This window comes from Pseudomonas sp. A014, assembly GCF_052378495.1.
GTDB lineage: Bacteria > Pseudomonadota > Gammaproteobacteria > Pseudomonadales > Pseudomonadaceae > Aquipseudomonas > Aquipseudomonas machongensis.
Map to the genome: position 1 here is coordinate 4,801,533 of NZ_CP199001.1, position 25,364 is coordinate 4,826,896.

Consider the following 25,364-nt stretch of genomic DNA (forward strand, 5'->3'; position numbering starts at 1 on the left):
GGCTCCTTAAAGCTTGCGCATTTCACGTTCAGCAGCGGACAGGCTCGCCTGGAAAGGCTCGCGGGCGAACTGTCGCTCCATATAATCCAGCAGCGGCTTGGCTTGCCGCGGCAGTTCGATACCCAGGACCGGCAATCGCCAGAGTATGGGCAGTAGACAACAATCGACCAGGCTTTGCTCCTCGCTCATGAAGCAGGGAAACTCGCCGAACAGCGCCGAGACACCAGTCAGACTCTCGCGCAGCGTCTTGCGCGCCTCGCCACGCGCAGCCTCGGCGGCACGCGGATCGAGAATGACATCAGCCAGTGCACACCAGTCACGCTGGATACGGTGCATCAGCAGGCGGCTGTTGCCGCGCGCCACCGGGTATACCGGCATCAGCGGCGGATGAGGATAACGCTCCTCGAGGTATTCCATCACCACGGTCGATTCGTACAACGCCAGGTCGCGGTCGACCAGGGTTGGCACGCTGCCATAGGGGTTCACTTCGATCAGTTTGGGCGGCAGACGATCGGCGATGACGTCGATGATCTGCACACTGACGCCCTTCTCGGCGAGAACAAGGCGTACCCGATGAGAATAATGGTCAGCGGGGTCGGAATAGCAGGCTAACCTGTTGGTCGCGCCCATGTAGCTCCTCCTCGCATGGGGATGCTTGTGAAACTGCAAATGCAAACGCGCCCTGGAAGGCTCCTCGCGATTGCGCAGGAGCGCCCCAGGGCGCGTTCAACTACCAGAAACTACTGCGTGATCAGTGCACGTCCTTCCAGTATTCGCGCTTGAGCAAGTAGGCGAACACGAAGAAGAAAGCCAGGTACAGCAGGACATAGGTGCCGATGCGCTGACTCTCCAGTTTGACCGGGTTGGCCGAATAGGCCAGGAAGGTCACCAGGTTCTTGACCTTCTCGTCGAACTGCTCGGGCGTCAGGGTACCGGATTTCGGCTCGATGGTCAGCTGGTCACAGGCTTCATGGGTCAAAGGACTGCCAGTCAGCGGGTCGAATTGCTTCTTGCCGTCGACCACTGTCTGGATCTGCTTGCACCCAATCACCTGGTTGCCCTGCAGCCCGACCAGCACGTTGGGCATGCCCACGTTCGGGAAGACCTTGTTGTTCACCCCATAAGGGCGCGACTTGTCTTCGTAGAAGCTGTGCAGGTAGCTGTACAGCCAATCGTTACCCCGCACGCGGGCGACCAACGTGAGATCGGGCGGCGCCGCACCGAACCAGGTCTTGGCATCGCTGGGCTGCATGCCGATCTTCATGTGATCGCCAATCTTTGCCCCCGTGAACACCAGCTTTTCGAGCATCAGCTCGTGGGGGATGCCGAGGTCATCGGCAACCCGCTCGTAACGCTGGAACTTGGCGCTGTGGCAACCCATGCAATAGTTGGCGAAGGTTCGCGCCCCATCCTGCAACGCGGCCTTGTCAGTCAGGTCGATATCGACCTTCTGCAGCTCCACACCCTGCTCGGCAGCAAAGGATAAGGCAGGCATCAATGCCAGGAACATTACTGCAATAAACTTTTTCATCAGCCAGTCACCCTTTCCGGAACCGGTTTTGTCTTCTCGAGCCTTGTGTAGAACGGCATCAGCAGGAAGTAGGCGAAATACAGCACGGTGCAGACCTGGGACAGCAGGGTCCGTCCGGGCGTAGGCGCCAGTACACCGAGCACGCCGAGAATGATGAAGGCCACGCAGAACACCAGCAGGAAGATCTTGCTCAACCAGCCCTTGTAGCGCATGGAGCGCACCGGACTGCGATCGAGCCAGGGCAACACGAACAGCACCGCGATCGCCGCGCCCATGGCGATGACACCGAACAGCTTGTCAGGCACCGCCCGCAGGATCGCGTAGAAGGGCGTGAAGTACCACACCGGCGCAATGTGCTCGGGCGTCTTGAAGGCGTTGGCCTGCTCGAAGTTCGGTTTTTCCAGGAAGTAGCCACCCATTTCCGGGAAGAAGAACACCACAGCACAGAACACGAAGAGGAATACCACGACCCCGACGATATCTTTCACCGTGTAGTACGGGTGGAAGGGGATGCCATCCAGCGGTACGCCGTTTTCGTCCTTGTGCTTCTTGATGTCGACACCGTCCGGGTTGTTCGAACCCACCTCGTGCAGCGCCAGGATATGCAGTACCACAAGCCCGAGAATGACGATCGGCAGCGCTACCACATGCAGGGCGAAGAAGCGGTTCAGGGTGATGCCGGAGATCAGGTAGTCACCACGGATCCATTGAGTGAGGTCATCACCGATCACCGGAATGGCACCGAACAGCGAGATGATCACCTGGGCGCCCCAGTAGGACATCTGCCCCCACGGCAGCAGGTAACCCATGAAGGCCTCGGCCATCAGCGCCAGGTAGATCAGCATGCCGAACAGCCACACCAGTTCACGGGGCTTCTGGTAGGAGCCGTAGAGCAACCCGCGGAACATGTGCAGATAGACCACGATGAAGAACGCCGAGGCGCCGGTGGAGTGCAGGTAGCGCAGGATCCAGCCGTACTCGACATCGCGCATGATGTACTCGACCGAGGCGAAGGCCTCTTCTGCCGAGGGCGTGAAACTCATGGTCAGCCAGACTCCCGTGACGATCTGGTTGACCAGCACCAGCAGCGCGAGAGAGCCAAAGAAGTACAGGAAGTTGAAGTTCTTGGGCGCGTAATACTTGCTCAGGTGGTCTTCCCACATTTTCGTGGCGGGGAAGCGAGCGTCAATCCAGTCCATGAACTTGCTCATCATGCGTTCTCCTGATCGACGCCGATGACGATGATGTCGTCCGACTCGTACGAGTGCGGCGGCACTGGCAGATTGAGCGGGGCTGGCTGCGACTTGTAGACGCGACCTGCCAAATCGTAGTGCGAGCCATGGCAAGGGCAGAAATAGCCACCGACCCACTTAGGACCGAGGTCGGCGGGGGCGACTTCCGGACGGAAAGTCGGCGAGCACCCCAGGTGGGTGCACAAGCCAACGAGAATGAGGATTTCAGGCTTGATCGAGCGGACCTCGGGATCGACGTAGGTCGGCTGCACCGAAGCCTTGGACTCGGGGTCGGACAGGTCTGCGGTGATCTTTTTCAGATTGCCGAGGATCTCTTGCGTTCGTCGCACGATGAACACCGGTTGACCACGCCATTCGGCAACCATCTGCTGCCCGGGCTCTACCTTGGCGATGTTGACCTTCACCGGTGCCCCAGCGGCTTTCGCCTTGGCACTGGGGAACCATGACCCCACGAACGGTACCGCAGCCCCCACTGCCCCCGCAGCCCCCACCACGGATGTGGCAGCTACGAGGAAGCGGCGCCGGCCTGCGTTGACGCCGTCATTGCTCATTCAGTCCTCTCCCATCAGCTTTCTTCTCGCCCGCTGGATCAGGCGTCTATTAGTAATGTCTGTGGCGCTAAAAATTGGCCGCCATGGTAAGAAACAAATCCACACACTGACAAGGTGATTACCCCTGGTTCGGGCTACAACCCTCGCTTTGCTTGATCTGCGTCTATGTGGCAACTCGGCCCGGACATGCTGACAGGTTAGTTCAAGACATAAAAAAAGCCCGGTTCCAAGGAACCGGGCTTTTTCGACTGCCGAAGCGGTATTAACGCTTGGAGTACTGAGGACGCTTACGCGCTTTACGCAGACCCACTTTCTTACGCTCGACTTCACGAGCGTCGCGGGTGACGTAGCCAGCACGACGCAGAGCGCCACGCAGGGTTTCGTCGTATTCCATCAGGGCGCGGGTGATACCGTGGCGGATAGCACCGGCCTGACCGCTGACACCACCACCGGCGACGGTGACGTAGATGTCGAACTTCTCAACGGTCTCGGTCAGTTCCAGCGGCTGGCGAACAACCATGCGAGCGGTTTCGCGACCGAAGAAAGTGTCCAGAGGACGGTTGTTGATGGAGATGTTACCAGTACCCGGACGCAGGAAAACGCGAGCGGTTGCGGTCTTGCGACGGCCAGTGCCGTAATTTTGAGTCGCCGACATAATGAACTATCCCGTTAGATCTTCAGTTCTTGAGGCTGCTGAGCAGTGTGAGGGTGGGTAGCACCCGCGTACACTTTCAGCTTGCGGTACATGTCGCGACCCAGCGGGTTCTTCGGCAGCATGCCTTTGACCGCGGTCTCGATGACGCGCTCAGGGGCCTTGTCGATCAGCTTCTCGAAGCTGATTTCCTTGATGCCACCTGGGAAGCCGGAGTGGGAGTAGTACATCTTGTCCGAAGACTTGGCACCAGTTACACGAACCTGCTCGGCGTTGATGACGACGATGTAGTCGCCGGTGTCAACGTGAGGAGTGTACTCAGGCTTGTGTTTGCCGCGCAGACGGGTAGCGATTTCGGTAGCCAGACGACCCAGGGTCTGACCAGCGGCATCGATTACGAACCACTCGCGCTTTACTGTTTCCGGTTTAGCAGTAAAAGTTTTCATTCTCTAAAGCCTCAGAGGCCGCCCAGCGAAAAATAGACGGCGAATCTTACTGGATAGTGCACAACTTGCCAAGGGCAAGCGCGCAGCCGAGCACGGACGCTTTTGGGGGCTCGGGTCGGGCACGCCCATGATCGACGGGGTTCTTCCTGCGTGGTGGTGCATCACTTCCGCCACACGGAGAGGCCCAGCATTATCCAGATTGCGCAAAGATTTTCAACCTGCTTTGATGGTTTCTTTGTCCAGCAGAGAGCCTTCCGATGGAATACCGCAAGCTCGGCCGTACCGACCTCAACGTCAGCGCACTGTGCCTGGGCACCATGACCTGGGGTGAGCAGAACGTCCAGGATGAGGCCTTCGAGCAGATCGCCCTGGCCAAGACCGCCGGCATCAACTTCATCGATACCGCCGAAATGTACCCGGTGCCGCCGCGCCCGGAGACCTACGCGGCCACCGAACGCATCATCGGCAACTGGTTCGCCGCCAATGGCGACCGTGACGACTGGATCCTCGCCAGCAAAGTCGCCGGCCCCGGCAACGGCATCAGCCATATCCGCGACGGCCAGCTCAAGCACAACCGCCAGCACATCGTCGCCGCGCTGGACGAAAGCCTCAAGCGCCTGCAGACCGACCGCATCGACCTCTACCAACTGCACTGGCCGGAACGTTCGACCAACTTCTTCGGCAAGCTGGGCTACCAGCACCTGCCCAACGACCTGTTCACGCCGCTGGAGGAAACGCTGGAGGTGCTCGACGAGCAAGTGCGCGCCGGCAAGATCCGCCACATCGGCCTGTCCAACGAAACGCCGTGGGGCACCATGAAGTTCCTGCACCTGGCCGAAAGCCGGGGCTGGCCACGTGCAGTTTCGATCCAGAACCCTTACAACCTGCTCAATCGCAGCTTCGAGGTGGGCCTGGCGGAAGTAGCGATCCGCGAGCAGTGCGGCCTGCTGGCTTATTCGCCGCTGGCCTTCGGCATGCTGTCGGGCAAGTACGAAAACGGCGCGCGCCCTGAAAATGCACGCCTGACCCTGTTCAGCCGCTTCGCCCGCTACTCCAACCCGCAGACCGTGGCCGCCTGCAGCCGCTACGTGCAATTGGCCCGCGAACATGGCCTGGATCCGGCGCAGATGGCCCTGGCGTTCGTCACCCGCCAGCCGTTCGTGACCAGCAACATCATCGGGGCGACCAGCCTCGAGCAGTTGCGCAGCAACCTGGCAAGCATCGAACTGAAACTTGGCGACGAACTGCTGGCGGCGATCGAGGCGATTCACCAAGGGCAGCCGAATCCGGCGCCTTGAGGCGATAGCATTGCTGCCTTCTTCGCAGGTAGGCCCGCGAAGAAGGCAGCGCATTTCTTCGGGGTAGACACAATCGCCAAAAAATAAGACGATCCAGCCGGTGATTGACCACTCTACCCTATAAGAACAATGACAATGATGTTTACCCAACCCTCCGCGTCGTTGCGGCGCGTCAGCATCCTGGCCATTGATAAGGTGTTCGCTTCGACACTGATGCAGGCCAAGGACTTCTTCCACTTGGCCAGCCTGCGTTACAGCAAGCAACTGGGCCTGGGGCTGCAATCGATGTTCGAAATTCACCTGGTGAGCCCTGACGGCCAGCCGGTGGACAGCTTCAGCGACGTACAACTCCCCGTGGACAGTGGCCTGGGTGACGCCGATGTGATCATCCTCCCGGCGTTCTGGGACGACTTCGACAACCTGCTCGCCCGCTACCCGCAAGTCCTACCCTGGCTGCGTGAGCAGCACGCCCGTGGCGCCGTGCTGTGCGGTGAAGCCAGCGGCGTGTTCTGGCTCGCAGAGTCAGGCCTGCTCGATGGCAAGGAGGCGACCACCTACTGGCGTTTCTTCAACAGCTTCGCCGAACGCTTCCCCACTATCCGCCTGAATCAGGACAAGCACCTGACCGACGCCGACAACCTGTACTGCGCCGGCGGCACCACCTCGGCCTGCGACCTGTACATCTACCTGATCGAGCGCTTCTGCGGCGCCAACGTCGCGCGGGCGGTGGCTCGCGACATCCTCTACGAAGTGCAGCGCAACTACACGCCGGGGCGCATGGGCTTTGGCGGCCAGAAGCTGCACCAGGACCTGATCATCCTGCAGATCCAGCACTGGCTGGAGGAGCACTTCGCCGACAAGTTCCGTTTCGAGGACGTGGCGCGCAACCATGGCATGAGCATCCGCAACTTCATGCGCCGCTTCCAGAGCGCGACCGGGGACAAGCCACTGCACTACCTGCAGCGCCTGCGCATCGAGACAGCCAAGGGCCTGCTCTCGAGCACCCGCAAGAGCATCAAGACCATCAGTTATGAGGTGGGATACGACGACGCGAGCTTCTTCGCCCGACTCTTCCGCCAGCACACTGAACTGTCGCCGAACCAGTATCGGCAGCAGTTCATGCAGGAAGCCTGAGAACACCAACCTCCCCTAGCGGGTGCGCCAAGCCCGCGCCTGCCAGGGGTCAGGCATGGCTTCAGGGTTTGTGCGCGCGAGCCAGGAACTCGTGGGACTGCATTTCCAGCAGTCGGCTTAGGGTACGCTGGAACTCGAAGCTCAGGCGCCCGCCGGTGTAGAGGTCCTTGAGCTCGACTTCGGCCGAAATGATCAGCTTGACGTTGCGATCATAGAACTCGTCGACCATGTTGATGAAGCGGCGGGCGATGTCGTCGGTGGTGACGCCCATCTGCTCGACATTGCTCAGCAGCACGGCATGGAAGATCTTGCCCAACTCGATGTAGTCGTTCTGGCTACGCGGACCGTCGCACAGGGCGCGGAAGTCGAACCAGGCGACGTCGTCACAGGTGCGCAACGCGTGGATCTCGCGATTCTCGATCATCAGCACGTCGTTCTCGACCGCCTGGGTGCAATCGGGGGTCAGTGCCTTGAAACTGGCGCGCAGACTCTCGTGGGCAGCTTCGTTGAGCGGGAAGTGGAACAGCTCGGCCTGCTCCAGGTGGCGCAAGCGATAGTCGACGCCACTGTCGACGTTCACCACATCGGTGTACTGCTTGATCATGGCGATGGCCGGGAGGAAGCGCGCACGCTGCAGGCCGTCCTTGTACAGGCCGTCCGGCACGATGTTGGAGGTCGCCACCAACGAGACGCCGTTCTTGAACAGCTCTTCCATCAAAGTGCCGAGGATCATCGCATCGGTGATGTCGGACACGAAGAACTCATCGAAGCAGATCACCTTGGCTTCCTGGGAGAAGCGCTTGGCGATGATGGTCAGCGGGTTCTTCTCACCCTTGAGGGTTTTCATTTCCTCGTGCACACGCTTCATGAAGCGGTGGAAGTGGGTGCGCATCTTCTCCTTGAACGGCAGCGCCTCGAAGAAGGTGTCGACCAGGTAGGTCTTGCCACGCCCCACCCCGCCCCAGAAATACAGGCCTTTGACCGGCGTCTGCTCCTTCTTGCCGAACAGCTTGCCGAACACGCCCGGCTTGTTGTTCTGCGCGGCGACCAGGTCGTCGTACAGGCGCTGCAAGTGACGCACAGCCGTTTCCTGCGCCGCGTCATGGAAGAAATCGGGGCGTTTCAGATCTGCTTGATATCGTTCTAGGGGCGTCATGATTCGTTAGCGAGGCAACAAAAAACGGGCCGTCACTGTAGCGACCGGCCCGCTTAATGGCAATCAGACTTGTGTCAATATGCCTCAGTCCTGCTGGGGCGCCAACGCCTCACGCAGGCTCAGCACCGCCGCATCACGGGCGCTTGCATCGGCGAACTGCGGCCCGTCGGCCACCTGCTCGCCATCGAGCCACAGGCTGAAGCCGAGGCCATCTACGCGCACATCCGCCTCGCCACCCTGCTGCAGTTGCTTGCTCACCGCGCCTGCACTCTTGCCGTCGGCGAAGCTGCGCGACAGCAACAATTGCTCGCCATCGGCGGCCAGCAGGCGGAAGCGGAAGCTGCCGTCTTCATCGCGGAAGCTGACGAAGCGCGCGCTCTTGGCGGCCTTCTTCTTCACTTCGGCGTTGACCTGGACGCTGCTGCGGAAGGAGCGCAGGCCCACCGATTCGCGCAACTGCTCGAGGAACGGCGTGGCAATCTTGCGGGCCTTGGCGGCGCCGGCCAGGAGGATGTCTTCCAGGTCCGACGGCCGCGAGATCAGTTGATGGTAGTGCTCGCGCTTCTCGGCCAACTGGCCGTCGAGCAACTGGAACAGGCGGTTTTTCGCCTCGCCCCAGCCCAGGCCCTGCAGCAGCTCTTCGCGGAACTCGCCGGCTTGTGCGGCGCTGGCGAAGGCCTGGTACAGGGTGAACAGGTGGGAGTTGTCCGGATCCTTCGCCTCGCCTGGGGCACGCGAATCGGTGACGATGCGCGAGATGGCGTCCTTCATGTCCTTGGCGCTGGTGAACAGCGGAATGGTGTTGTCGTAGCTCTTGGACATCTTGCGACCGTCCAGGCCCGGAAGCGTGGCCACGCTCTCCTCGATCACCGCCTCGGGCAGGACGAAGAACTCCTTGCCTTGGCCGAACAGGTGGTTGAAGCGCTGGCCGATGTCACGGGCCATTTCAACGTGCTGGATCTGGTCACGACCGACCGGGACCTTGTGCGCATTGAACATCAGGATGTCGGCAGCCATCAGCACCGGATAGCTGTACAGGCCCATGGACACACCGGCATCCGGGTCTTCGCCGTTTTCCAGGTTCTTGTCGACCGAGGCCTTGTAAGCGTGGGCACGATTGAGCAGGCCCTTGGCAGCCACGCAGGTCAGCAGCCAGGTCAGCTCGGGGATCTCGGGAATGTCGGACTGGCGGTAGAACGTGACCTTGTCCGGATCCAGGCCGCCGGCCAGCCAGGTGGCGGCGATTTCCAGGCGCGAGCGCTGGATGCGCAGCGGGTTGTCGCACTTGATCAGGGCGTGATAGTCGGCCAGGAAGTAGAACGAGTCGGCACCGGGCTGCTGGCTGGCGAGAATCGCCGGGCGGATGGCACCGGCGTAGTTGCCCAGGTGCGGGGTGCCGGTGGTGGTGATACCGGTGAGAATGCGCGTGGTCATGGGTGATCGCTTATTCAGGCTTGGCTCAGTTCGAAAGACGCGGCAGCACCAGATCCTTCAGATCGGTCAGCTTGCCATGGAAGAAGTGTCCGCATTCTGCCACTTTCAGCAGCTCATGGGGGCGCGTCAGTGTGTCGGACCATTCATAGACCAGCGCAGGGTCGACCACCTCGTCGGTGTCAGGCTGGACCACGGTGATCGGGCACTGCTGCGCCAGCGGGAACTGCTCGGTCAGGCGCATCACCGCCGGGGCAATCATGAACAGATGTTGCAGCGTCACCCCATCGGCCTCCAGGCGCCCAGCCAGGCTGGCGGCGACGAAGCCCCCAAACGAGAAGCCCATCAGTACCAGCGCCCGCTCAGGGTGTTTGTCGCGCAGCCAGGCCGCGGCGGCCTCGGCATCAGCCACTTCGCCAGCACCCATGTCGTGGCTGCCGGCACTCTGGCCGACGCCACGGTAGTTGAAGCGCAGGGTGCTGTAGCCGGCATCGCGAGCCGTGCGTTGCAGCGTCGAGACCACCTTGTTGAGCATGGTGCCGCCCTGGACCGGGTTGGGGTGGCAGATCAGCACCACGCCGCGGGCATCTTCCACGTCCAGGTACAAGGCTTCCAGCGGGCCACAGGGGCCGTCGATGAACAAGGGGGTTTCGCGGACAAGCAAGGCACTACTCCGTGACCTCGAGGGGGGTCGATTCGTCTAGAGGGGGAATTCTGTTCTGATTTGCGATTGCTCGCGGTATACAGCGCAGGTCTGAGCCGTTAACGTAAAGCAAAGCCGTTTATAGAGGAAGGACTCGTGGAACACTCGCTCCTTGTTTGGTTGCTGCCGACCCTGGCACTGGTCGTTGGTGTCGTCGTCGGTTTCGCCCTGGCCCGCCTTCTCCCCAACGCGGCTCCCAGCAGTACGCAACGCCAGCTGGACGACATCCAGCAGCGTTTCGACAATTACCAGAACGAAGTGGTCACCCACTTCAACAGCACCGCTTCGCTGGTCAAGAAACTGACCCAGAGCTACCAGGATGTGCAGGATCACCTGGCCGACGGGGCCAATCGCCTGGCCCTGGACGAACTGACCCGTCAGCGCCTGCTCGCTTCGTTGCACTCCGAAGCCGCGCAAGGTCCGCGCGATCGCCTGACACCGCCGAAGGATACCGCCGAAGTCCCACGCGACTACGCGCCCAAGGCGCCGAACTCGCCGGGCATGCTCGACGAGAGCTATGGCCTCAAGCGCTGACCCAGCAAGCATGACAAAGGCCGCGTAAAGCGGCCTTTTTTTGTACCCGTGAGAAGTGGCCATCACTCAACTCGAACACGGCTCCCGAGGGCCTGCCCAAGATCCGCCAGCAGGTCGTCGACATCCTCCAGGCCCACCGACAACCGCACCAACCCCTCGGAGATCCCATGTTGCGCCCGTTCCTCGGGCGTATAGCTCGAATGGGTCATGCTCGCCGGGTGCTGCGCCAGCGACTCGGCATCGCCCAGGCTCACTGCACGGCTGAACAGCTGCAACGCGTTCATGAAGCGTCGCCCCGCCTGGATGCCACCCTTGAGCTCGAAGGCAATCATCCCGCCCGGCAAACGCATCTGCCGCTGCGCCAGGCCGAACTGCGCAAAGCTCGGCAGGCCTGGGTAGTGAATCAGCTCGACCTGCGGATGCCGCTCCAGAAACTGCGCCACGCGCAAGGCATTGCTGCAATGGCGCTCCATGCGCAGGGCCAGGGTTTTCATACCGCGCATCAGCAGCGATGCGTCGTGCGGCGACAGCACGGCGCCGGTCATGTCCTTCAAGCCTTCCAGACGAATGCGGTCGATCAGCGCCTTGCACCCCACCACCAGCCCGGCGGTGATATCGCCATGGCCACTGAGGTACTTGGTCGCCGAATGCACCACCAGGTCCGCGCCCAGCTCCAACGGGCGTTGCAGATAGGGGGTGCAGTAGGTGTTGTCGATCACCACCAGCAGCTCATGCTGGCGCGCCACGCCCACCACTGCGGCGATGTCCACCAGGTGCATGTTGGGGTTGGCCGGGGTTTCGAAATAGATCATCCGTGTATTGGAGGTGATCGCGGCCTCGAGCGCGGCGGGATCGTTCAGATCGACATGCTTCACCTTGACGCCGAATTCGCCGATGCCATGGTGCAGGAAAGCGAAGGTGCAGCCATACAGGGTATCGCCGACGATAAGCTCATCACCGGGACGCAGCAGCGTCCACAGCGTTGAAGTGATGGCGCCCATCCCCGAGGCGAGCGCCAGGCCCGCCTCGCCACCTTCAAGCGAAGCCATGCGCTGCTCGAGCAGGGCCAGGGTCGGGTTGGAGATACGGCTGTAGAAATGCCCGACCTGCTCGCCGGCAAAACAGGCCGCACCATACTCGACGCTTTCGAAAGCGTAGGTCGCGGTCTGGTAGACCGGCGGCACCAGCGCACCACCGTGGGACTGCGGGTCGTAGCCATGGTGAATGGCCCGCGTGGAAAAACCGGTCTTGTCGACAGTGGCGCGCATGACAACAGCCTCCTTGTTGTTTGTTCTAAGCTTATGCCTTGGCACACCGGATTTTTTTCCAAATTGCCCCGTGAACATCGGCAGTTCTGGAACAAAAACAACAATCAGACCGAAAAAAGGGCACACCATGCCAGCCCCTCTCGACCGAACCGACCGCGCCCTGCTTGGCGCCCTGCAAGACAACGCCCGCCTCACCGTCGCCGACCTCGCCGACCAAGTCGCCCTGACCACCTCACCTTGCTGGCGTCGGGTAAAGCTGTTGGAAGAAGGCGGCTACATTACCGGCTACCAGGCCATCCTTTCGCCCAAGTCTCTGGGCTTTGGTGTCACTGCATTCGTCAGCATCATGATGGAATCGCACAACAAGGACGCTGCCCGCGCCTTCGAGAAGCGCCTGATGGAAATCCCGGAAATCGTCGCCTGCCACAACATCTCGGGGCGCTATGACTTTCTCCTGGAGGTCCTTGCGCGGGACCTGGAGTCTTTCGGCGAATTCGCCCGCGAAGTGCTGCAGACACTGCCCGGGGTGAAGGAAATCTATTCGAGCTTTTCGTACAAGGCCGTGAAGGAAAGGCGGGTGATTCCGGTGGGGGAGAAGCATATCTAGGCGTCTTGCACAGGGTGCCAGCCCTGGACGACACCAGTAGCGGAGTTTTCTGACTCGCCACAAGAAAACAACCCGCGCAGAACTCGGCAATCGGAATCTATTCCCTGGCTGACCAAGCGTTGATCATGGGGCACCTCACCCTGTCGTGCACAAGGAGCCCGAACGACATGGCCACACCCATCCCCACTCACATCGCCCAAAAACTCGCCGGACAACATTTCACAAGCTTCGACCAGTTCTCCAGCACCTTCTGGATGACCATCGCCGAAGACCCGGTACTCTCGAAGCAATTCGTCGAATCGCAATTGAACCGAATCAAGAAAGGCTGGGCGCCTCGCGCGCCCTTCGGTGAAACGGCCACAGGCTTGCGCTCCTACGAGATCTGCCACCTCTCGCCACCGGAGCTCAGCGCAGTGGTGTACGACATGGACAACATGCGGATCATGAGCGCCCTGCAATATGCGCTGTCCTCGGAGGTCGAGGAATGATCACCCTCAGGCAACAGCTGAACGACTACGCACCTGATGAGTTCGAATCGCTGGTCGAAATGCTCATCACCGCACAAGGTTCGTCCGAGTTCCAGGATGGGTTGCTGGAGCACTTCATCGACATCACCGCTCACCCGCAGGGGTCAGACCTCATCTATCACCCCGAATCACGCACAAGCGAGTCGGCGAAGAGCATTGTTCAAGAGGTGATGAAGTGGCGGCAGGACAATGGGCTGGCCTGAATGGGTCTGGCCAACAACAGAAAACCCCGCCGAAGCGGGGTTTCTGGTGCAGCAGCGAACGTCAGATCGCGCCGCGCTGGCGCAGCACATCCAGCACTTGCTTCACGCCGTCCTCGACGCTGGTGCTCTGGGTGTCGATCACCAGGTCCGCATCCAGCGGCACATCGAACGGGAAGCTTTCACCCGGGATGTTGTCGCCACCGGCGGCATACAGGCCCTGTGGGTCGCGCTCGCGGCACGCCAGCGGCGAAGCCTGGACGTAGACGGTCACCAGGCGTTCCTTGCCGATCAGCGCCTTGGCCTGCTCGCGGCCTTCGGCATCCGGGGCGACGAAGGCGGCCAGGGTCAGCAGGCCGGCTTCGTTGAACTGGCGCGCTACGTGAGCGGCACGACGCCAGTTCTCGGTGCGACCGGCGCGATCCTGCGGCAAGCCCTTGTTCAGGTCATGGCGCAGGTTCTGGCCATCGAGCACGTAGACCGCACGGCCCATGTCGAACAGCTTGCGCTCCACGGCGTAGGCCAGGGTGCTCTTGCCGGCGCCCGACAGGCCGCTGAACAGCACGGTGGCTGGTTGCTGGCCGAAGCGCAAGGCACGCTCCTCGGTGGAGACGTGGGCGAGCTTGCCGTGCTGGCCAGTACCGCCGTGCGGCAGCACCGGCGGGGCGATGATCATGCCGGCGCCGACAGTGCCGTTGGTCAGGCGATCGATGACGATGAACGCACCGGTGGTGCGGTTGCTGTCGTAGCCGTCCAGTGCGATGGCGGCGTCCAGGGCGACCTTGACGCGACCGATCTCGTTCAGTTGCAGCGCACTGGCGGCGCCCTGCTCCAGGGTGTTCACATCGACCTTGTGGGTGATGCTGGCAATCGAGCCTGGCACATAGCTGGTGGCGCGCTTGATGTCGTACTTCTTGCCCGGAAGCATCGGCTCCTCGGCCATCCACACCAGCATGGCCTCGAACTGGTCGGCCACCTGCGGGACGTTGTCGGCATGCACCAGCAGGTCGCCGCGGGAGATGTCGATCTCGTCTTCCATGGTCAGGGTCACGGCCTGACCTGGGCCTGCGTTCTCCAGCTCGCCCTCGTAGGTGACGATGGACTTGACGCGGCTGCTCTTGCCCGACGGCAGCACCACGATATCGTCGCCCTTGTGCACCACGCCACTGGCGATGGTGCCGGCGAAGCCGCGGAAGTTCAGGTTCGGGCGGTTGACGTACTGCACCGGGAAACGCAGATCGGTGACGTTGCGGTCAGCCGAAACCTCGACGGTCTCGAGGATCTCCATCAGCGCCGGGCCCGTGTACCACGGCGAACGCTCGCTGCGGTTGACCACGTTGTCGCCCTTGAGCGCCGACATCGGCACGAAGTGCAGGCTCGACGGCTTCAGGTCGATGGCGTCGGCGAACTTCAGGTAGTCGGCCTTGATCGACTCGAAGACCTGCTCGTCAAAGCCTTTGAGGTCCATCTTGTTGATCGCGACGACGATGTGCTTGATGCCCAGCAACGAGGCGATATAGCTGTGGCGGCGGGTCTGGGTCTGCACGCCATAGCGGGCATCGACCAGGATGATCGCCAGGTCGCAGGTCGAGGCGCCGGTGGCCATGTTGCGGGTGTACTGCTCGTGGCCCGGGGTATCGGCGATGATGAACTTGCGCTTGGCGGTGGAGAAGTAGCGGTAGGCGACATCGATGGTGATGCCCTGCTCGCGCTCGGCCTGCAGGCCATCGACCAGCAGCGCCAGGTCGACTTCCTCGCCCGTGGTACCGGACTTCTTCGAGTCACGGGTGATGGCCTCGAGGTGGTCCTCGTAGATCATCTTGGAGTCGTGCAGCAGGCGCCCGATCAGGGTGCTCTTGCCGTCATCCACGTTGCCGCAGGTGAGGAAACGCAGCAGTTCTTTGCGCTCGTGCTGAGCCAGATAAGCGAGGATGTCTTCGCTGATCAAATCGGATTGGTGCGACATGGAGTAACCCTGAAGTTAGAAGTAGCCCTGACGTTTCTTGTCTTCCATGGAGCCGGCGCCATCGTGGTCGATGACTCGGCCCTGACGCTCGGAAGTACGCGTCAGAAGCATTTCCTGAATGATGTCGGTCAGCGTTTCGGCTTCGGACTCGACAGCGCCCGTCAACGGGTAGCAGCCCAGGGTACGGAAACGCACCTTCTTCTTGACGATGCGCGCCTTCTCCTCGTCGCTCAGGTGCTCGAGGATGCGATCGTCGTCGATCATGATCAGGGTGCCGTTCTTCTCGATGACTTCACGCTCGGCGGCGAAGTACAGCGGCACGATCGGGATGCCTTCGAGGTAGATGTACTGCCAGATGTCCAGCTCGGTCCAGTTCGACAGCGGGAAGACGCGGATCGACTCGCCCTTGTTGACCTTGCCGTTGTAGACGTTCCACAGCTCCGGACGCTGGTTCTTCGGGTCCCAGCGGTGCTTGCTGTCGCGGAACGAGTAGACACGCTCCTTGGCCCGCGACTTCTCTTCATCGCGGCGCGCGCCACCGAAGGCGGCGTCGAAACCATGCTTGTCCAGCGCCTGCTTCAGGCCTTGGGTCTTCATGATGTCGGTGTGCTTGGAGCTGCCGTGGGTGAAGGGGTTGATCCCCTGCGCCACACCCTCGGGGTTGACGTGGGTGATCAGCTCCAGCCCCATTTCCTCGACCATCTTGTCGCGGAAGCGGTACATCTCCTGGAATTTCCACTGGGTGTCGACGTGCATCACCGGGAACGGCAGCTTGCCCGGGAAGAAAGCCTTGCGCGCCAGGTGCAGCATCACGGCGGAGTCCTTGCCGATCGAGTACAGCATCACCGGGTTGTCGAACTCGGCGGCCACCTCGCGGATGATGTGGATGCTCTCCGCCTCCAGCTGTTTCAAGTGCGTCAGTTTGTCGACCATGGCTACTCACGAAAAACGATCTTATGGACGGCCAGCGGGCCGTGTTCGAGCGAGCCACTTTATCACAGCGCCTGATTCTATTTAGGCGGGCTGCTAGATCGAAACGGTCTAATGATATGACTGGGGGTTTGAGGACCGCACCTGCCTAAATTGGATTCGGGCAATCGATGAACAGGTGCTCCAGGGCAAAGCGCTTGGCCAGGTAGTCGCCCAGCGCCTGCACCCCATAGCGTTCGGTGGCGTGGTGCCCTGCTGCGATGAAGCTGATGCCGTTCTCGCGCGCGCTGTGGTACGTCTGTTCGGAGGCCTCGCCGCTGATGAACAGGTCGACACCCGCGGCGATGGCGTTGTCGATATAACCCTGGCCGCCACCGGTGCACCAGCCAACCCGGCGGATCATCCCCTCCCCCTCGACCAACAGCGGCTCGCGGCCCATGACTTCACGCACGCGGCGGGCGAAATCGCCAGCCGACATGGGCTCGGCGAGCGAGCCGATCAGGCCGACCACCCGCGGGTTTTCGGGGTCGAGAGGGCCTTCGACGGTGATGTCGAGCTGGCGCGCCAGCTGCACGTTGTTGCCCACCTCAGGGTGCACGTCCAGCGGCAGGTGGAAGGCCAGCAGGCTGATGTCGTGCTTGAGCAGGGTCTTGATGCGTCGCTGCTTGATACCGGTGATGCACGGGCTCTCGCCCTTCCAGAAGTAGCCATGGTGCACCAGCACCAGGTCGGCCTCGGCTTCGACTGCAGCATCGAGCAAGGCCTGGCTGGCCGTGACGCCCGTGACGATGCGGCTGACCTGCGGACGCCCCTCGACCTGCAGGCCGTTGGGGCAGTAATCCTGGATCTTGGCGCTGGACAGGTAGCGCTCGGCTTCCTCGACCAGGGTGCTAAGGGCGACGGCCATGGAAAATCTCCTCGTAATTCGCTGCTTCAACGGGCGCCAGGCCTCGTATACTGGGCGTCATTATGGGCCGTCGCCGGGTTCGGGGAAACCGGCGTACATCAGCGTCAGTTGCTTCGCGATCCATACCCTCACTCATCACCGAGGTGTATGATCGCGCGCGTTCGCGCCCCGGCCCTCGTCCCATTTCCAGGATTCATTCGATGCTCAAGGCTTTGCGTTACTTTGGCTGGCCCCTGCTCACTGGCGTACTGATCGCCGCACTGATCATCCAGCGTTTCCCGGAATGGGTCGGCCTGCCCAGCCAGGACGTCAACCTGCAACAGGCACCGCAGACTTCGCGGATCATGCAGGGCCCGGTCAGCTATGCCGACGCCGTCACCCTGGCGGCGCCCGCGGTCGCCAACCTGTACACCACCAAAGTGGTGAACAAGAGCGCCCATCCGCTGTTCGAAGACCCGCAGTTCCGTCGTTTCTTCGGCGACAACCTGCCCAAGCAGCGGCGCTGGGAATCGAGCCTGGGCTCGGCGGTGATCATGAGCCCCGAAGGCTACCTGCTGACCAACAACCACGTGACCAGCGGTGCCGACCAGATCGTGGTGGCGCTCAAGGATGGCCGCGAGACCTTGGCCCGGGTCATCGGCAGCGACCCGGAAACCGACCTGGCGGTGCTGAAGATCGACCTGAAGAACCTGCCAGCCATCACCATCGGCCGCTCCGATAACATCCACATCGGCGATGTCTGCCTGGCCATCGGCAACCCCTTCGGCGTCGGTCAGACCGTGACCATGGGCATCATCAGCGCCACTGGCCGCAACCAGCTGGGGCTGAACAACTACGAAGACTTCATCCAGACCGACGCGGCCATCAACCCGGGCAACTCCGGCGGTGCACTGGTCGACGCCAACGGCAATCTGATCGGCATCAACACCGCGATCTTCTCCAAATCCGGTGGTTCGCAGGGTATCGGTTTCGCCATCCCCGCCAAGCTTGCGCTGGAGGTGATGAAGTCGATCGTCGAGCATGGCCAGGTGATTCGCGGCTGGCTGGGCATCGAGGTGCAGCCATTGAGCGAGGAGCTGGCCGAGTCGTTCGGCATGCAGGGGCGTCCGGGTATCGTGGTCGCCGGTATTTTCCGCGACGGCCCGGCCCAGCGTGCGGGGCTGCAACTGGGTGACGTGATCATGAGCATCAATGGCGAGCCGGCCGGCGATGGTCGCAGGTCGATGAACCAGGTGGCACGAATCAAACCCAGCGAGAAGATCAGCATCGAGGTGATGCGCAATGGCAAGCAGTTGAAGCTGATTGCCGAGGTCGGGCTGCGTCCGCCACCGGCGCCGGTGGCGACCAAGGAAGAAAAGTAACAACAAGATGGGGCCGCTTTGCGGCCCCAGTCACATCAGTGCAGGATCTGGCTCAGGAACAACTTGGTCCGGTCACTGCGCGGCCGGTCGAAGAAGTCATCCGGCGAGGCCTGCTCGACGATCTCGCCCTTGTCCATGAAGATCACCCGGTTCGCCACGGTGCGGGCGAAGCCCATCTCGTGGGTGACGCAGAGCATGGTCATGCCGTCTTCGGCCAGGCCGACCATGGTGTCGAGCACTTCCTTGACCATTTCCGGATCGAGTGCCGAAGTCGGCTCGTCGAACAGCATGATCTTGGGCTTCATGCACAGCGCGCGGGCAATGGCCACACGTTGCTGCTGACCACCGGACAACTGCCCCGGAAACTTGTGCGCCTGCTCTGGAATACGCACACGCTCCAGGTAATGCATGGCGATTTCCTCGGCCTTGCGCTTGGGCATCTTGCGTACCCACATCGGTGCCAGGGTGCAGTTCTCGAGGATGGTCAGGTGCGGGAACAGGTTGAAGTGCTGGAACACCATGCCGACTTCACGACGGATCGCCTCGATCTGCTTGAGGTCGTTGGTCAGTTCCACACCATCGACGACGATGCGCCCCTGCTGGTGCTCTTCCAACCGGTTCAGGCAGCGGATGGTGGTGGACTTGCCCGAGCCGGACGGCCCGCACAGGACGATGCGCTCGCCCTGGCGTACGTTCAGATTGATATCCTTGAGCACATGGAACTGGCCATACCACTTGTTCACACCCTGCATCTGGATGATGCCTTCGGGGCCGGCAGGCTGCTTGATCGCTTCACTCATTTCGAAACTCCTAACGCTTGTGGCCAGTGTCCAGCTTGCGCTCCAGGTGCATGGAGTAGCGGGACATACCGAAACAGAAAATCCAGTAGACCAGGGCCGCGAACACGTAGCCCTCGGTCGCCATGCCGAGCCAGGCAGGATCTGCCGTGGCTTGGCGGGTGCTGTTGAGCAGGTCGAACAGGCCGATGATGATCACCAGGCTGGTGTCCTTGAACAGCGCGATGAAGGTGTTGACGATGCCGGGGATCACCAGCTTCAGGGCCTGCGGCAAGATCACCAGGCCCATGGCACGCCAATAGCCCAGCCCCATCGCCGCGGCTGCCTCGTACTGCCCCTTGGGAATCGCCTGCAGGCCGCCGCGAACCACCTCGGCAATGTAGGCCGACTCGAACAGGATCACGAAAATCATCGCCCGCAGCAGCTTGTCGAAGCTCGTGCCCTCGGGCATGAACAGCGGCAGCATCACCGACGACATGAACAGCACGGTGATCAGCGGAATGCCACGCCAGAACTCGATGAAAGTCACCGACACGGCCTTGACCACCGGCATCTTCGAGCGCCGTCCCAGCGCCAGCAGGATGCCCAGCGGCAAGGCTGCGGCGATACCTACGGTCGCGATGACCAGGGTCAGCATCAGGCCGCCCCATTGCGAGGTCGGCACCAGCGTCAGGCCGAAGCTGCCACCGTGCAGCAGCAGGTAGGCGAGGATCGGATACAGCACCAGGTAACCAATACCGTAGGGCACCTTGCGCGGGAACCGGCGGATGAACAGCGGTGCGGCGGCGATCACGCCCAGCCACACGGTCAGGTCGACCCGCCAGCGCAACTCGCTCGGGTAATAGCCGTACATGAACTGGCCGATGCGTTGCTGGATGAACACCCAGCATGCGCCATCCTTGGTGCAGTCCGCGCGGGTCGTGCCCGTCCAGTTGGCGTCCAGGAACGCCCACTGCAACAGTGCCGGCACGATCAGCCAGATCAGGTAGATCGCGAACAGGGTCAACAGCGTGTTGATCCAGCTGGAGAACAGGTTGGCGCGCATCCACGCCAGCACGCCGACGGTCTTCACCGGTGGCGGCATATCGGGTTTGAAAACATGGGAAGTCATGCGCCTGTCCTCACCGCTCGATCAGCGCAATGCGCTTGTTGTACCAGTTCATCAGCAACGAGATGCTGATGCTGATCGTCAGATACACAGCCATGGTGATCGCCATGACCTCGACCGACTGGCCGGTCTGGTTCAGCACCGTGCCGGCAAACAGCGACACCAATTCCGGGTAGCCGATGACCGCCGCGAGCGACGAGTTCTTCGTCAGGTTCAGGTATTGGCTGGTCAGCGGCGGAATGATCACCCGCATCGCCTGCGGAATGATGACCTTGCGCAAGGTCGGCCCTTCGCGCAGCCCCAGCGAACGGGCCGCTTCGGTCTGGCCATGGCTGACCGAACGGATACCCGCGCGCACGATTTCGGCAATGAAGGCGGCGGTGTAGATCGACAGTGCCAGGGTCAGCGCGAGGAATTCGGGAATCAGCACCCAGCCGCCGACGAAGTTGAAACCTTTGAGCTGCGGCACTTCCCACTGCAATGGGTTGCCAAACAGCAGCGCGCTGATACCGGGAATGCCAACGAGCAGCGCCAGCCCTACCCAGAACTTGTGGAACGGCTGACCGGTTTCATCGAAGCGTTTGTTGGCGTAGCGCACCATCAGGACAATGGCCACGACCGCCAGCAGCACCGCCACGACGAACGGCCAGAAACCTCCGCCGATGGAGGCTCCGGGCATGTTCACGCCACGGCTGCTGATGAAGAACAGGTCATCGATGTTGATGCTGCCGCGTGGCCCCGGCAGGGCGGTGAATACCGCGAAGTACCAGAACAGGATCTGCAGCAGCGGTGGAATGTTACGGAAGGTCTCGACGTAAACGGCCGCCAGCTTGCTGATCACCCAGTTCGAGGATAACCGGGCAACGCCGACGACGAAGCCAAGCACGGTGGCGATGATGATGCCGATGACGCTTGCCAGCAAGGTATTGAGCAGGCCAACCAGCAACACCCGTGCATAGGTGTCGGCTTCGGTGTAGTCGATCAGGTGCTGGGCGATGCCGAAACCGGCACTGCGCTCGAGAAAGTCGAAGCCCGAGGTGATCCCTCGGTGCTGCATGTTGGTCTGGGTGTTGTGGATGAGGTACCAGCCCAGGCCGATCACGGCCACGACCGTGATGATCTGGAACAGCCACGCGCGCACACGTGGATCGCTCAGGGATAACCCTTTCCGTGCGCCGATATGATTTTGCATGAAATGCCCCGAAAAGAAGGGAGTCGAACGACCCGCGACGGCCGGATGCCGTCGCGGGGGGCAGCCATCAGCGCACAGGCGGTGCGTACTGGATGCCGCCGTTGTTCCACAGGGCATTCAAGCCGCGGTCGATTTCCAGCGGGGTGCTCTTGCCCAGGTTCTTCTCGAACACTTCACCGTAGTTGCCGACTTGCTTGACGATCTTCACCACCCAGTCCTTGGGCAGCTTCAGGTCCTTGCCGTACTCGCCGTCGGCACCCAGCAGGCGGGCGACGTCAGGGTTCTTGGTGGATTTGGCTTCGGCCTCGACGTTCTTCGAAGTCACGCCTGCTTCTTCGGCGTTGAGCATGGCGTAGAGGGTCCACTTGACGATGCTGAACCACTCCTCGTCGCCTTTACGCACGACCGGGCCCAGAGGCTCCTTGGAGATGGTTTCCGGCAGCACCACGTACTCGGTGGGAGCCGCCAGCTTGGAGCGCTGTGCGTAGAGCTGCGACTTGTCGGAGGTCAGCACGTCGCAACGACCGGACTCCAGCGACTTGGCGCTCTCGTCGGAGGTGTCGAAGGTGATCGGGGTGTATTTCAGGCCATTGGCGCGGAAGTAGTCGGAGACGTTCAGCTCGGTGGTGGTACCGGCCTGGATGCAGATGGTCGCGCCATCGAGCTCCTTGGCGCTGGAAACGCCCAGCTTCTTGTTCACCAGGAAGCCCACGCCGTCATAGTAGGTGACACCGGCGAACACCAGGCCCATGCCAGCGTCACGCGAGCTGGTCCAGGTGGTGTTGCGCGACAGTACGTCGACTTCGCCGGACTGCAGCGCGGTGAAGCGCTCCTTGGCGTTGAGCTGGCTGAACTTGACCTTGGTGGCGTCGCCGAACACGGCGGCAGCCACGGCGCGGCAGACGTCGGCGTCGATGCCGACGATCTTGCCCTGGGCGTCAGGGACGGAGAAGCCCGGGAGGCCGTCGCTCACGCCACACTGGACGAAGCCCTTTTTCTGTACCGCATCGAGGGTGGCGCCAGCCTGAGCGGCGCCCACGGTGCCCAGGGTGGCGGCAGCGGTCAGGACTGCCAGCGTGGTTTTAAACATCTTCATCAACAACCTCCAAATGCTCTTGTTGTACCGAGCCGGAATTGCACCGCACCCTTATGAGGCGCATCCGACCCTTGTTGGCTTGTTTTTGGGTCAATTGGCGCAATGGGCTGTTCTGTGACAGCCTTTCATCCACGTGGGCGGGTGTTACCGTTCAGGTCCCCGTCCATCGCATCGGTACGAACGTAGCAAAGCGCGTACCATAGTTGCCGCCTTAAGCGTTTAAGCATGCGTCAAGGGGGTAAAGTTGTAGAGTTGCGACATCTTTTTATGGCACTAACCACCAGCGCCTTCTTTTTACGCACTCAATAAGTTCTTACGCACTTTTTCGGAGCAGTCATGACCAACCCGCTGATTCTCGAACCCCAGAAGACCGCCGACGCCTGTGTGATCTGGTTGCACGGCCTGGGGGCCGACCGTTACGACTTCCTACCGGTGGCCGAATTCATGCAGGAACGTCTGCAAAGCACCCGTTTCATCATGCCCCAGGCGCCGACCCGCCCAGTCACCATCAACGGCGGCTATGCCATGCCGAGCTGGTACGACATCAAGGCCATGACCCCGGCCCGGGCCATCGACGAGGCGCAACTTGAAGAATCGGCCGACCAGGTCATCGAGCTGATCAAGGCCGAGCAGGCCAAGGGCATCAACCTGTCGAGGATCATCCTCGCCGGATTTTCCCAGGGCGGCGCCGTAGTGCTGCATACCGCCTATATAAAGTGGCAGGAAGCGCTCGGAGGGGTGATCGCCCTGTCCACCTACGCCCCGACCTTCAACGAAAGCCACCAGCTCAGCGCTTGCCAGCAACGCACCCCGGCCCTGTGCCTGCACGGTGTGCATGACCCGGTGGTGATCCCGTCGATGGGCCGCACGGCCTTCGAGTACCTGAACACCTGGGGCGTGGCCGCGCGCTGGCATGAATACCCCATGGAACACGAGGTGGTGGTCGAGGAGCTGAGCGATATCCACGACTGGCTGGCCAAGCACCTGCTGTAAATCGACGTGCGCCTGTAGCCGTCGGCGCATTGGACTACACCCGGTACTACGCCGAGCCTGGATCTTGCATTACACTGCCCGGCGTACATTCCTTAACCAGTTGACGAGACGACCGTGCTCAAGGCACTCAAGAAAATATTCGGCAAGGGAGACGCCGCCCCACAGGCCGTCGCGCCCGCTGCCCCCGTGATTGCACCCACGCCTCAGCCTGCACCGGCCCGGCCCCCGAAACCGCCAAGAGCGAAGTCTGCGCCGCGCAGCCAGCCCGAACCTGTGGCCAAGGCTGAAGCCGCGCCTGTCGAGCCGCCCCGGGAAAAACCCCGCCGTGAGCGCAAACCCAAGCCCCAGGCCAGCCTGTGGAAGCCCGAGGACTTCGTGGTCGAGCCTCAGGAAGGCAAGACCCGCTTCCACGACTTCAAGCTCTCCAACGAGCTGATGCATGCCATCCATGACCTGGGCTTCCCCTACTGCACGCCGATCCAGGCCCAGGTCCTGGGTTACACCCTGCGTGGCCAGGATGCCATCGGCCGGGCCCAGACCGGCACCGGCAAGACGGCGGCGTTCCTGATCTCGATCATCTCGCAGCTGCAGCAGACCCCGCCGCCCAAGGAACGCTACATGGGCGAGCCGCGTGCCCTGATCATCGCCCCGACCCGCGAACTGGTGGTGCAGATCGCCAAGGACGCCGAGGCCCTGACCAAGTACAGCGGGCTGAACGTGATGAGCTTCGTCGGCGGCATGGAGTACGACAAGCAGCTCAAGGCCCTGGAAAAGCGCTACTGCGACATCCTGGTCGCCACCCCGGGCCGCCTGCTGGACTTCCAGCAACGCGGCGAAGTGCACCTGGACATGGTCGAGGTGATGGTGCTGGACGAAGCCGACCGCATGCTCGACATGGGTTTCATCCCACAGGTACGCCAGATCATCCGCCAGACCCCGCCCAAGAGCGAACGCCAGACCCTGCTGTTCTCCGCCACCTTCACCGACGACGTCATGAACCTGGCCAAGCAGTGGACTACTGATCCGGCCATCGTCGAGATCGAGCCGGAGAACGTCGCCAGCGAGACGGTCGAGCAGCACGTCTATGCCGTGGCGGGCAGCGACAAGTACAAGCTGCTGTACAACCTGGTCACGCAGAACAAGTGGGAACGGGTGATGGTCTTCGCCAATCGCAAGGACGAGGTGCGGCGCATCGAGGAGAAGCTGGTGCGCGACGGCATCAATGCCGCCCAACTGTCGGGCGATGTGCCGCAGCACAAGCGCATCCGTACCCTGGAAAACTTCCGCGAAGGGCGCATCACCGTGCTGGTGGCCACCGACGTGGCCGGGCGCGGGATCCATATCGACGGTATCAGCCACGTGATCAACTTCACCCTGCCGGAAGACCCGGACGACTACGTGCACCGCATCGGCCGTACCGGCCGTGCAGGCACCAGTGGTGTGTCGATCAGTTTTGCCGGCGAGGATGACTCCTACCAGTTGCCGGCGATCGAGGAACTGCTGGGGCGCAAGATCAAGTGCGAGATGCCGCCGGATGAATTGCTCACGCCAGTGCCGCGCAAGCATCCCTGATCGGTACTGGATTCTTCGCGGGCAAGTCTAGTCGCCGCACCGCCGCTCCCACAGGTAATGTGCTGGACCTGAGGGCAGCGGGTACCTGTAGGAGCGGCGGTGCGGCGACCCGACTTGCCCGCGAACCGGGGCAACGCCCCGGCCATCAGAC

26 protein-coding genes are annotated in these 25,364 nt (G+C 61.8%); 9 read left to right on the forward strand and 17 right to left on the reverse strand.

What is annotated here, in order from left to right; translation table 11 throughout:
• Nucleotides 1–6 precede the first annotated feature (6 nt).
• From ACTYOL_RS22350 to rplM, 6 genes are all read right to left on the reverse strand, one after another.
• A complete protein-coding gene (locus ACTYOL_RS22350; RefSeq protein WP_153773195.1) occupies nucleotides 7–630 on the reverse strand; it encodes a glutathione S-transferase N-terminal domain-containing protein in 624 nt (207 codons plus the stop codon).
• Nucleotides 631–751: 121 nt separating this feature from the next.
• On the reverse strand, nucleotides 752–1,531 hold the full coding sequence (locus ACTYOL_RS22355) for a cytochrome c1 (RefSeq protein WP_054893992.1): 780 nt from the start codon (nucleotides 1,529–1,531) through the stop codon (nucleotides 752–754).
• Complete coding sequence (locus ACTYOL_RS22360) at nucleotides 1,531–2,742, reverse strand: cytochrome b (protein WP_054893991.1); 1,212 nt, start codon at nucleotides 2,740–2,742, stop codon at nucleotides 1,531–1,533. The genes ACTYOL_RS22355 and ACTYOL_RS22360 overlap by 1 nt, the downstream gene beginning before the upstream one ends.
• Nucleotides 2,742–3,335: a ubiquinol-cytochrome c reductase iron-sulfur subunit gene (petA, locus tag ACTYOL_RS22365; RefSeq protein WP_054893990.1), complete on the reverse strand. Its 594-nt coding sequence runs from the start codon at nucleotides 3,333–3,335 to the stop codon at nucleotides 2,742–2,744. Before petA ends, ACTYOL_RS22360 begins: the two co-directional genes overlap by 1 nt.
• Before the next feature lie 262 nt (nucleotides 3,336–3,597).
• On the reverse strand, nucleotides 3,598–3,990 hold the full coding sequence (gene rpsI / locus ACTYOL_RS22370; protein WP_054893989.1) for a 30S ribosomal protein S9: 393 nt from the start codon (nucleotides 3,988–3,990) through the stop codon (nucleotides 3,598–3,600).
• 14 nt (nucleotides 3,991–4,004) lie between these two features.
• The gene (gene rplM, locus ACTYOL_RS22375; RefSeq protein ID WP_054893988.1) at nucleotides 4,005–4,433 is read right to left on the reverse strand and encodes a 50S ribosomal protein L13; all 429 of its coding nucleotides are present in this window, start codon (nucleotides 4,431–4,433) and stop codon (nucleotides 4,005–4,007) included.
• Nucleotides 4,434–4,690: 257 nt separating this feature from the next.
• Here rplM and ACTYOL_RS22380 point away from each other — a divergent pair, with 257 nt between their 5' ends.
• A complete protein-coding gene (locus ACTYOL_RS22380) occupies nucleotides 4,691–5,731 on the forward strand; it encodes an NADP(H)-dependent aldo-keto reductase (RefSeq protein ID WP_112899090.1) in 1,041 nt (346 codons plus the stop codon).
• 237 nt (nucleotides 5,732–5,968) lie between these two features.
• Nucleotides 5,969–6,865, forward strand: a complete 897-nt coding sequence (locus ACTYOL_RS22385) for a GlxA family transcriptional regulator (RefSeq protein ID WP_172964850.1) — start codon at nucleotides 5,969–5,971, stop codon at nucleotides 6,863–6,865.
• Between the two features lie 61 nt (nucleotides 6,866–6,926).
• Here the strand turns inward: ACTYOL_RS22385 and zapE are convergent, their stop codons facing one another.
• From zapE to ACTYOL_RS22400, 3 genes are all read right to left on the reverse strand, one after another.
• On the reverse strand, nucleotides 6,927–8,021 hold the full coding sequence (gene zapE, locus ACTYOL_RS22390; protein ID WP_054893986.1) for a cell division protein ZapE: 1,095 nt from the start codon (nucleotides 8,019–8,021) through the stop codon (nucleotides 6,927–6,929).
• Nucleotides 8,022–8,105: 84 nt separating this feature from the next.
• The gene (locus ACTYOL_RS22395) at nucleotides 8,106–9,455 is read right to left on the reverse strand and encodes a tryptophan--tRNA ligase (protein WP_444757067.1); all 1,350 of its coding nucleotides are present in this window, start codon (nucleotides 9,453–9,455) and stop codon (nucleotides 8,106–8,108) included.
• 25 nt (nucleotides 9,456–9,480) lie between these two features.
• Entirely contained in the window at nucleotides 9,481–10,116 is a 636-nt protein-coding gene (locus ACTYOL_RS22400; RefSeq protein WP_444757068.1) for an alpha/beta hydrolase, read from the reverse strand.
• 135 nt (nucleotides 10,117–10,251) lie between these two features.
• On the opposite strand from ACTYOL_RS22400, the gene ACTYOL_RS22405 reads away from it, so the two are divergent.
• On the forward strand, nucleotides 10,252–10,689 hold the full coding sequence (locus ACTYOL_RS22405; protein ID WP_054893983.1) for a YhcB family protein: 438 nt from the start codon (nucleotides 10,252–10,254) through the stop codon (nucleotides 10,687–10,689).
• Between the two features lie 62 nt (nucleotides 10,690–10,751).
• Here the strand turns inward: ACTYOL_RS22405 and ACTYOL_RS22410 are convergent, their stop codons facing one another.
• Nucleotides 10,752–11,957 (reverse strand): methionine gamma-lyase, encoded by a 1,206-nt coding sequence (locus tag ACTYOL_RS22410; protein ID WP_444757069.1) that lies wholly within the window; start codon nucleotides 11,955–11,957, stop codon nucleotides 10,752–10,754.
• 127 nt (nucleotides 11,958–12,084) lie between these two features.
• Between ACTYOL_RS22410 and ACTYOL_RS22415 the strand changes: the two genes are divergently transcribed.
• The 3 genes from ACTYOL_RS22415 (at nucleotide 12,085) to ACTYOL_RS22425 (ending at nucleotide 13,294) form a co-directional block, all read left to right on the forward strand.
• Nucleotides 12,085–12,564, forward strand: coding sequence for an Lrp/AsnC family transcriptional regulator (locus tag ACTYOL_RS22415; protein WP_054893981.1), 480 nt, complete (start codon nucleotides 12,085–12,087; stop codon nucleotides 12,562–12,564).
• A 167-nt stretch (nucleotides 12,565–12,731) separates the two neighbouring features.
• Nucleotides 12,732–13,052, forward strand: coding sequence for an S-type pyocin (locus ACTYOL_RS22420; RefSeq protein WP_444757070.1), 321 nt, complete (start codon nucleotides 12,732–12,734; stop codon nucleotides 13,050–13,052).
• Entirely contained in the window at nucleotides 13,049–13,294 is a 246-nt protein-coding gene (locus tag ACTYOL_RS22425; protein ID WP_444757071.1) for a bacteriocin immunity protein, read from the forward strand. The genes ACTYOL_RS22420 and ACTYOL_RS22425 overlap by 4 nt, the downstream gene beginning before the upstream one ends.
• Before the next feature lie 61 nt (nucleotides 13,295–13,355).
• On the opposite strand, the gene cysN is transcribed toward ACTYOL_RS22425, so the two are convergent.
• The 3 genes from cysN to ACTYOL_RS22440 form a co-directional block, all read right to left on the reverse strand.
• Nucleotides 13,356–15,257, reverse strand: coding sequence for a sulfate adenylyltransferase subunit CysN (gene cysN / locus ACTYOL_RS22430; RefSeq protein WP_054893978.1), 1,902 nt, complete (start codon nucleotides 15,255–15,257; stop codon nucleotides 13,356–13,358).
• Nucleotides 15,258–15,272: 15 nt separating this feature from the next.
• On the reverse strand, nucleotides 15,273–16,190 hold the full coding sequence (gene cysD / locus ACTYOL_RS22435) for a sulfate adenylyltransferase subunit CysD (RefSeq protein ID WP_009408193.1): 918 nt from the start codon (nucleotides 16,188–16,190) through the stop codon (nucleotides 15,273–15,275).
• Between the two features lie 145 nt (nucleotides 16,191–16,335).
• Nucleotides 16,336–17,094 (reverse strand): Nif3-like dinuclear metal center hexameric protein, encoded by a 759-nt coding sequence (locus tag ACTYOL_RS22440; protein WP_063546024.1) that lies wholly within the window; start codon nucleotides 17,092–17,094, stop codon nucleotides 16,336–16,338.
• 200 nt (nucleotides 17,095–17,294) lie between these two features.
• Here ACTYOL_RS22440 and algW point away from each other — a divergent pair, with 200 nt between their 5' ends.
• Complete coding sequence (algW, locus tag ACTYOL_RS22445) at nucleotides 17,295–18,455, forward strand: Do family serine endopeptidase AlgW (protein ID WP_063546025.1); 1,161 nt, start codon at nucleotides 17,295–17,297, stop codon at nucleotides 18,453–18,455.
• A 35-nt stretch (nucleotides 18,456–18,490) separates the two neighbouring features.
• On the opposite strand, the gene ACTYOL_RS22450 is transcribed toward algW, so the two are convergent.
• The 4 genes from ACTYOL_RS22450 to ACTYOL_RS22465 form a co-directional block, all read right to left on the reverse strand.
• The gene (locus ACTYOL_RS22450) at nucleotides 18,491–19,255 is read right to left on the reverse strand and encodes an amino acid ABC transporter ATP-binding protein (protein ID WP_054893975.1); all 765 of its coding nucleotides are present in this window, start codon (nucleotides 19,253–19,255) and stop codon (nucleotides 18,491–18,493) included.
• A gap of 10 nt (nucleotides 19,256–19,265) precedes the next feature.
• Complete coding sequence (locus tag ACTYOL_RS22455) at nucleotides 19,266–20,363, reverse strand: amino acid ABC transporter permease (RefSeq protein WP_065864161.1); 1,098 nt, start codon at nucleotides 20,361–20,363, stop codon at nucleotides 19,266–19,268.
• A 10-nt stretch (nucleotides 20,364–20,373) separates the two neighbouring features.
• Nucleotides 20,374–21,552 (reverse strand): amino acid ABC transporter permease, encoded by a 1,179-nt coding sequence (locus ACTYOL_RS22460; protein ID WP_153773202.1) that lies wholly within the window; start codon nucleotides 21,550–21,552, stop codon nucleotides 20,374–20,376.
• Between the two features lie 67 nt (nucleotides 21,553–21,619).
• Entirely contained in the window at nucleotides 21,620–22,648 is a 1,029-nt protein-coding gene (locus ACTYOL_RS22465) for an amino acid ABC transporter substrate-binding protein (RefSeq protein ID WP_200604008.1), read from the reverse strand.
• Nucleotides 22,649–22,984: 336 nt separating this feature from the next.
• On the opposite strand from ACTYOL_RS22465, the gene ACTYOL_RS22470 reads away from it, so the two are divergent.
• Together ACTYOL_RS22470 and rhlB are read left to right on the forward strand one after the other, a co-directional pair.
• Entirely contained in the window at nucleotides 22,985–23,641 is a 657-nt protein-coding gene (locus ACTYOL_RS22470; protein ID WP_444757072.1) for an alpha/beta hydrolase, read from the forward strand.
• 114 nt (nucleotides 23,642–23,755) lie between these two features.
• Complete coding sequence (gene rhlB, locus ACTYOL_RS22475; RefSeq protein ID WP_444757073.1) at nucleotides 23,756–25,213, forward strand: ATP-dependent RNA helicase RhlB; 1,458 nt, start codon at nucleotides 23,756–23,758, stop codon at nucleotides 25,211–25,213.
• Nucleotides 25,214–25,364: the final 151 nt, after the last annotated feature.

Coding starts and splice junctions, on each gene's coding strand:
- ACTYOL_RS22350 (WP_153773195.1), bottom strand. CDS start 630: ATGGGCGCGACCAACAGGTTAGCCTGCTATTCCGACCCCGCTGACCAT.
- ACTYOL_RS22355 (WP_054893992.1), bottom strand. CDS start 1,531: ATGAAAAAGTTTATTGCAGTAATGTTCCTGGCATTGATGCCTGCCTTA.
- ACTYOL_RS22360 (WP_054893991.1), bottom strand. CDS start 2,742: ATGAGCAAGTTCATGGACTGGATTGACGCTCGCTTCCCCGCCACGAAA.
- petA (WP_054893990.1), bottom strand. CDS start 3,335: ATGAGCAATGACGGCGTCAACGCAGGCCGGCGCCGCTTCCTCGTAGCT.
- rpsI (WP_054893989.1), bottom strand. CDS start 3,990: ATGTCGGCGACTCAAAATTACGGCACTGGCCGTCGCAAGACCGCAACC.
- rplM (WP_054893988.1), bottom strand. CDS start 4,433: ATGAAAACTTTTACTGCTAAACCGGAAACAGTAAAGCGCGAGTGGTTC.
- ACTYOL_RS22380 (WP_112899090.1), top strand. CDS start 4,691: ATGGAATACCGCAAGCTCGGCCGTACCGACCTCAACGTCAGCGCACTG.
- zapE (WP_054893986.1), bottom strand. CDS start 8,021: ATGACGCCCCTAGAACGATATCAAGCAGATCTGAAACGCCCCGATTTC.
- ACTYOL_RS22395 (WP_444757067.1), bottom strand. CDS start 9,455: ATGACCACGCGCATTCTCACCGGTATCACCACCACCGGCACCCCGCAC.
- ACTYOL_RS22410 (WP_444757069.1), bottom strand. CDS start 11,957: ATGCGCGCCACTGTCGACAAGACCGGTTTTTCCACGCGGGCCATTCAC.
- ACTYOL_RS22415 (WP_054893981.1), top strand. CDS start 12,085: ATGCCAGCCCCTCTCGACCGAACCGACCGCGCCCTGCTTGGCGCCCTG.
- ACTYOL_RS22420 (WP_444757070.1), top strand. CDS start 12,732: ATGGCCACACCCATCCCCACTCACATCGCCCAAAAACTCGCCGGACAA.
- ACTYOL_RS22425 (WP_444757071.1), top strand. CDS start 13,049: ATGATCACCCTCAGGCAACAGCTGAACGACTACGCACCTGATGAGTTC.
- cysN (WP_054893978.1), bottom strand. CDS start 15,257: ATGTCGCACCAATCCGATTTGATCAGCGAAGACATCCTCGCTTATCTG.
- cysD (WP_009408193.1), bottom strand. CDS start 16,190: ATGGTCGACAAACTGACGCACTTGAAACAGCTGGAGGCGGAGAGCATC.
- ACTYOL_RS22440 (WP_063546024.1), bottom strand. CDS start 17,094: ATGGCCGTCGCCCTTAGCACCCTGGTCGAGGAAGCCGAGCGCTACCTG.
- algW (WP_063546025.1), top strand. CDS start 17,295: ATGCTCAAGGCTTTGCGTTACTTTGGCTGGCCCCTGCTCACTGGCGTA.
- ACTYOL_RS22450 (WP_054893975.1), bottom strand. CDS start 19,255: ATGAGTGAAGCGATCAAGCAGCCTGCCGGCCCCGAAGGCATCATCCAG.
- ACTYOL_RS22455 (WP_065864161.1), bottom strand. CDS start 20,363: ATGACTTCCCATGTTTTCAAACCCGATATGCCGCCACCGGTGAAGACC.
- ACTYOL_RS22460 (WP_153773202.1), bottom strand. CDS start 21,552: ATGCAAAATCATATCGGCGCACGGAAAGGGTTATCCCTGAGCGATCCA.
- ACTYOL_RS22465 (WP_200604008.1), bottom strand. CDS start 22,648: ATGAAGATGTTTAAAACCACGCTGGCAGTCCTGACCGCTGCCGCCACC.
- ACTYOL_RS22470 (WP_444757072.1), top strand. CDS start 22,985: ATGACCAACCCGCTGATTCTCGAACCCCAGAAGACCGCCGACGCCTGT.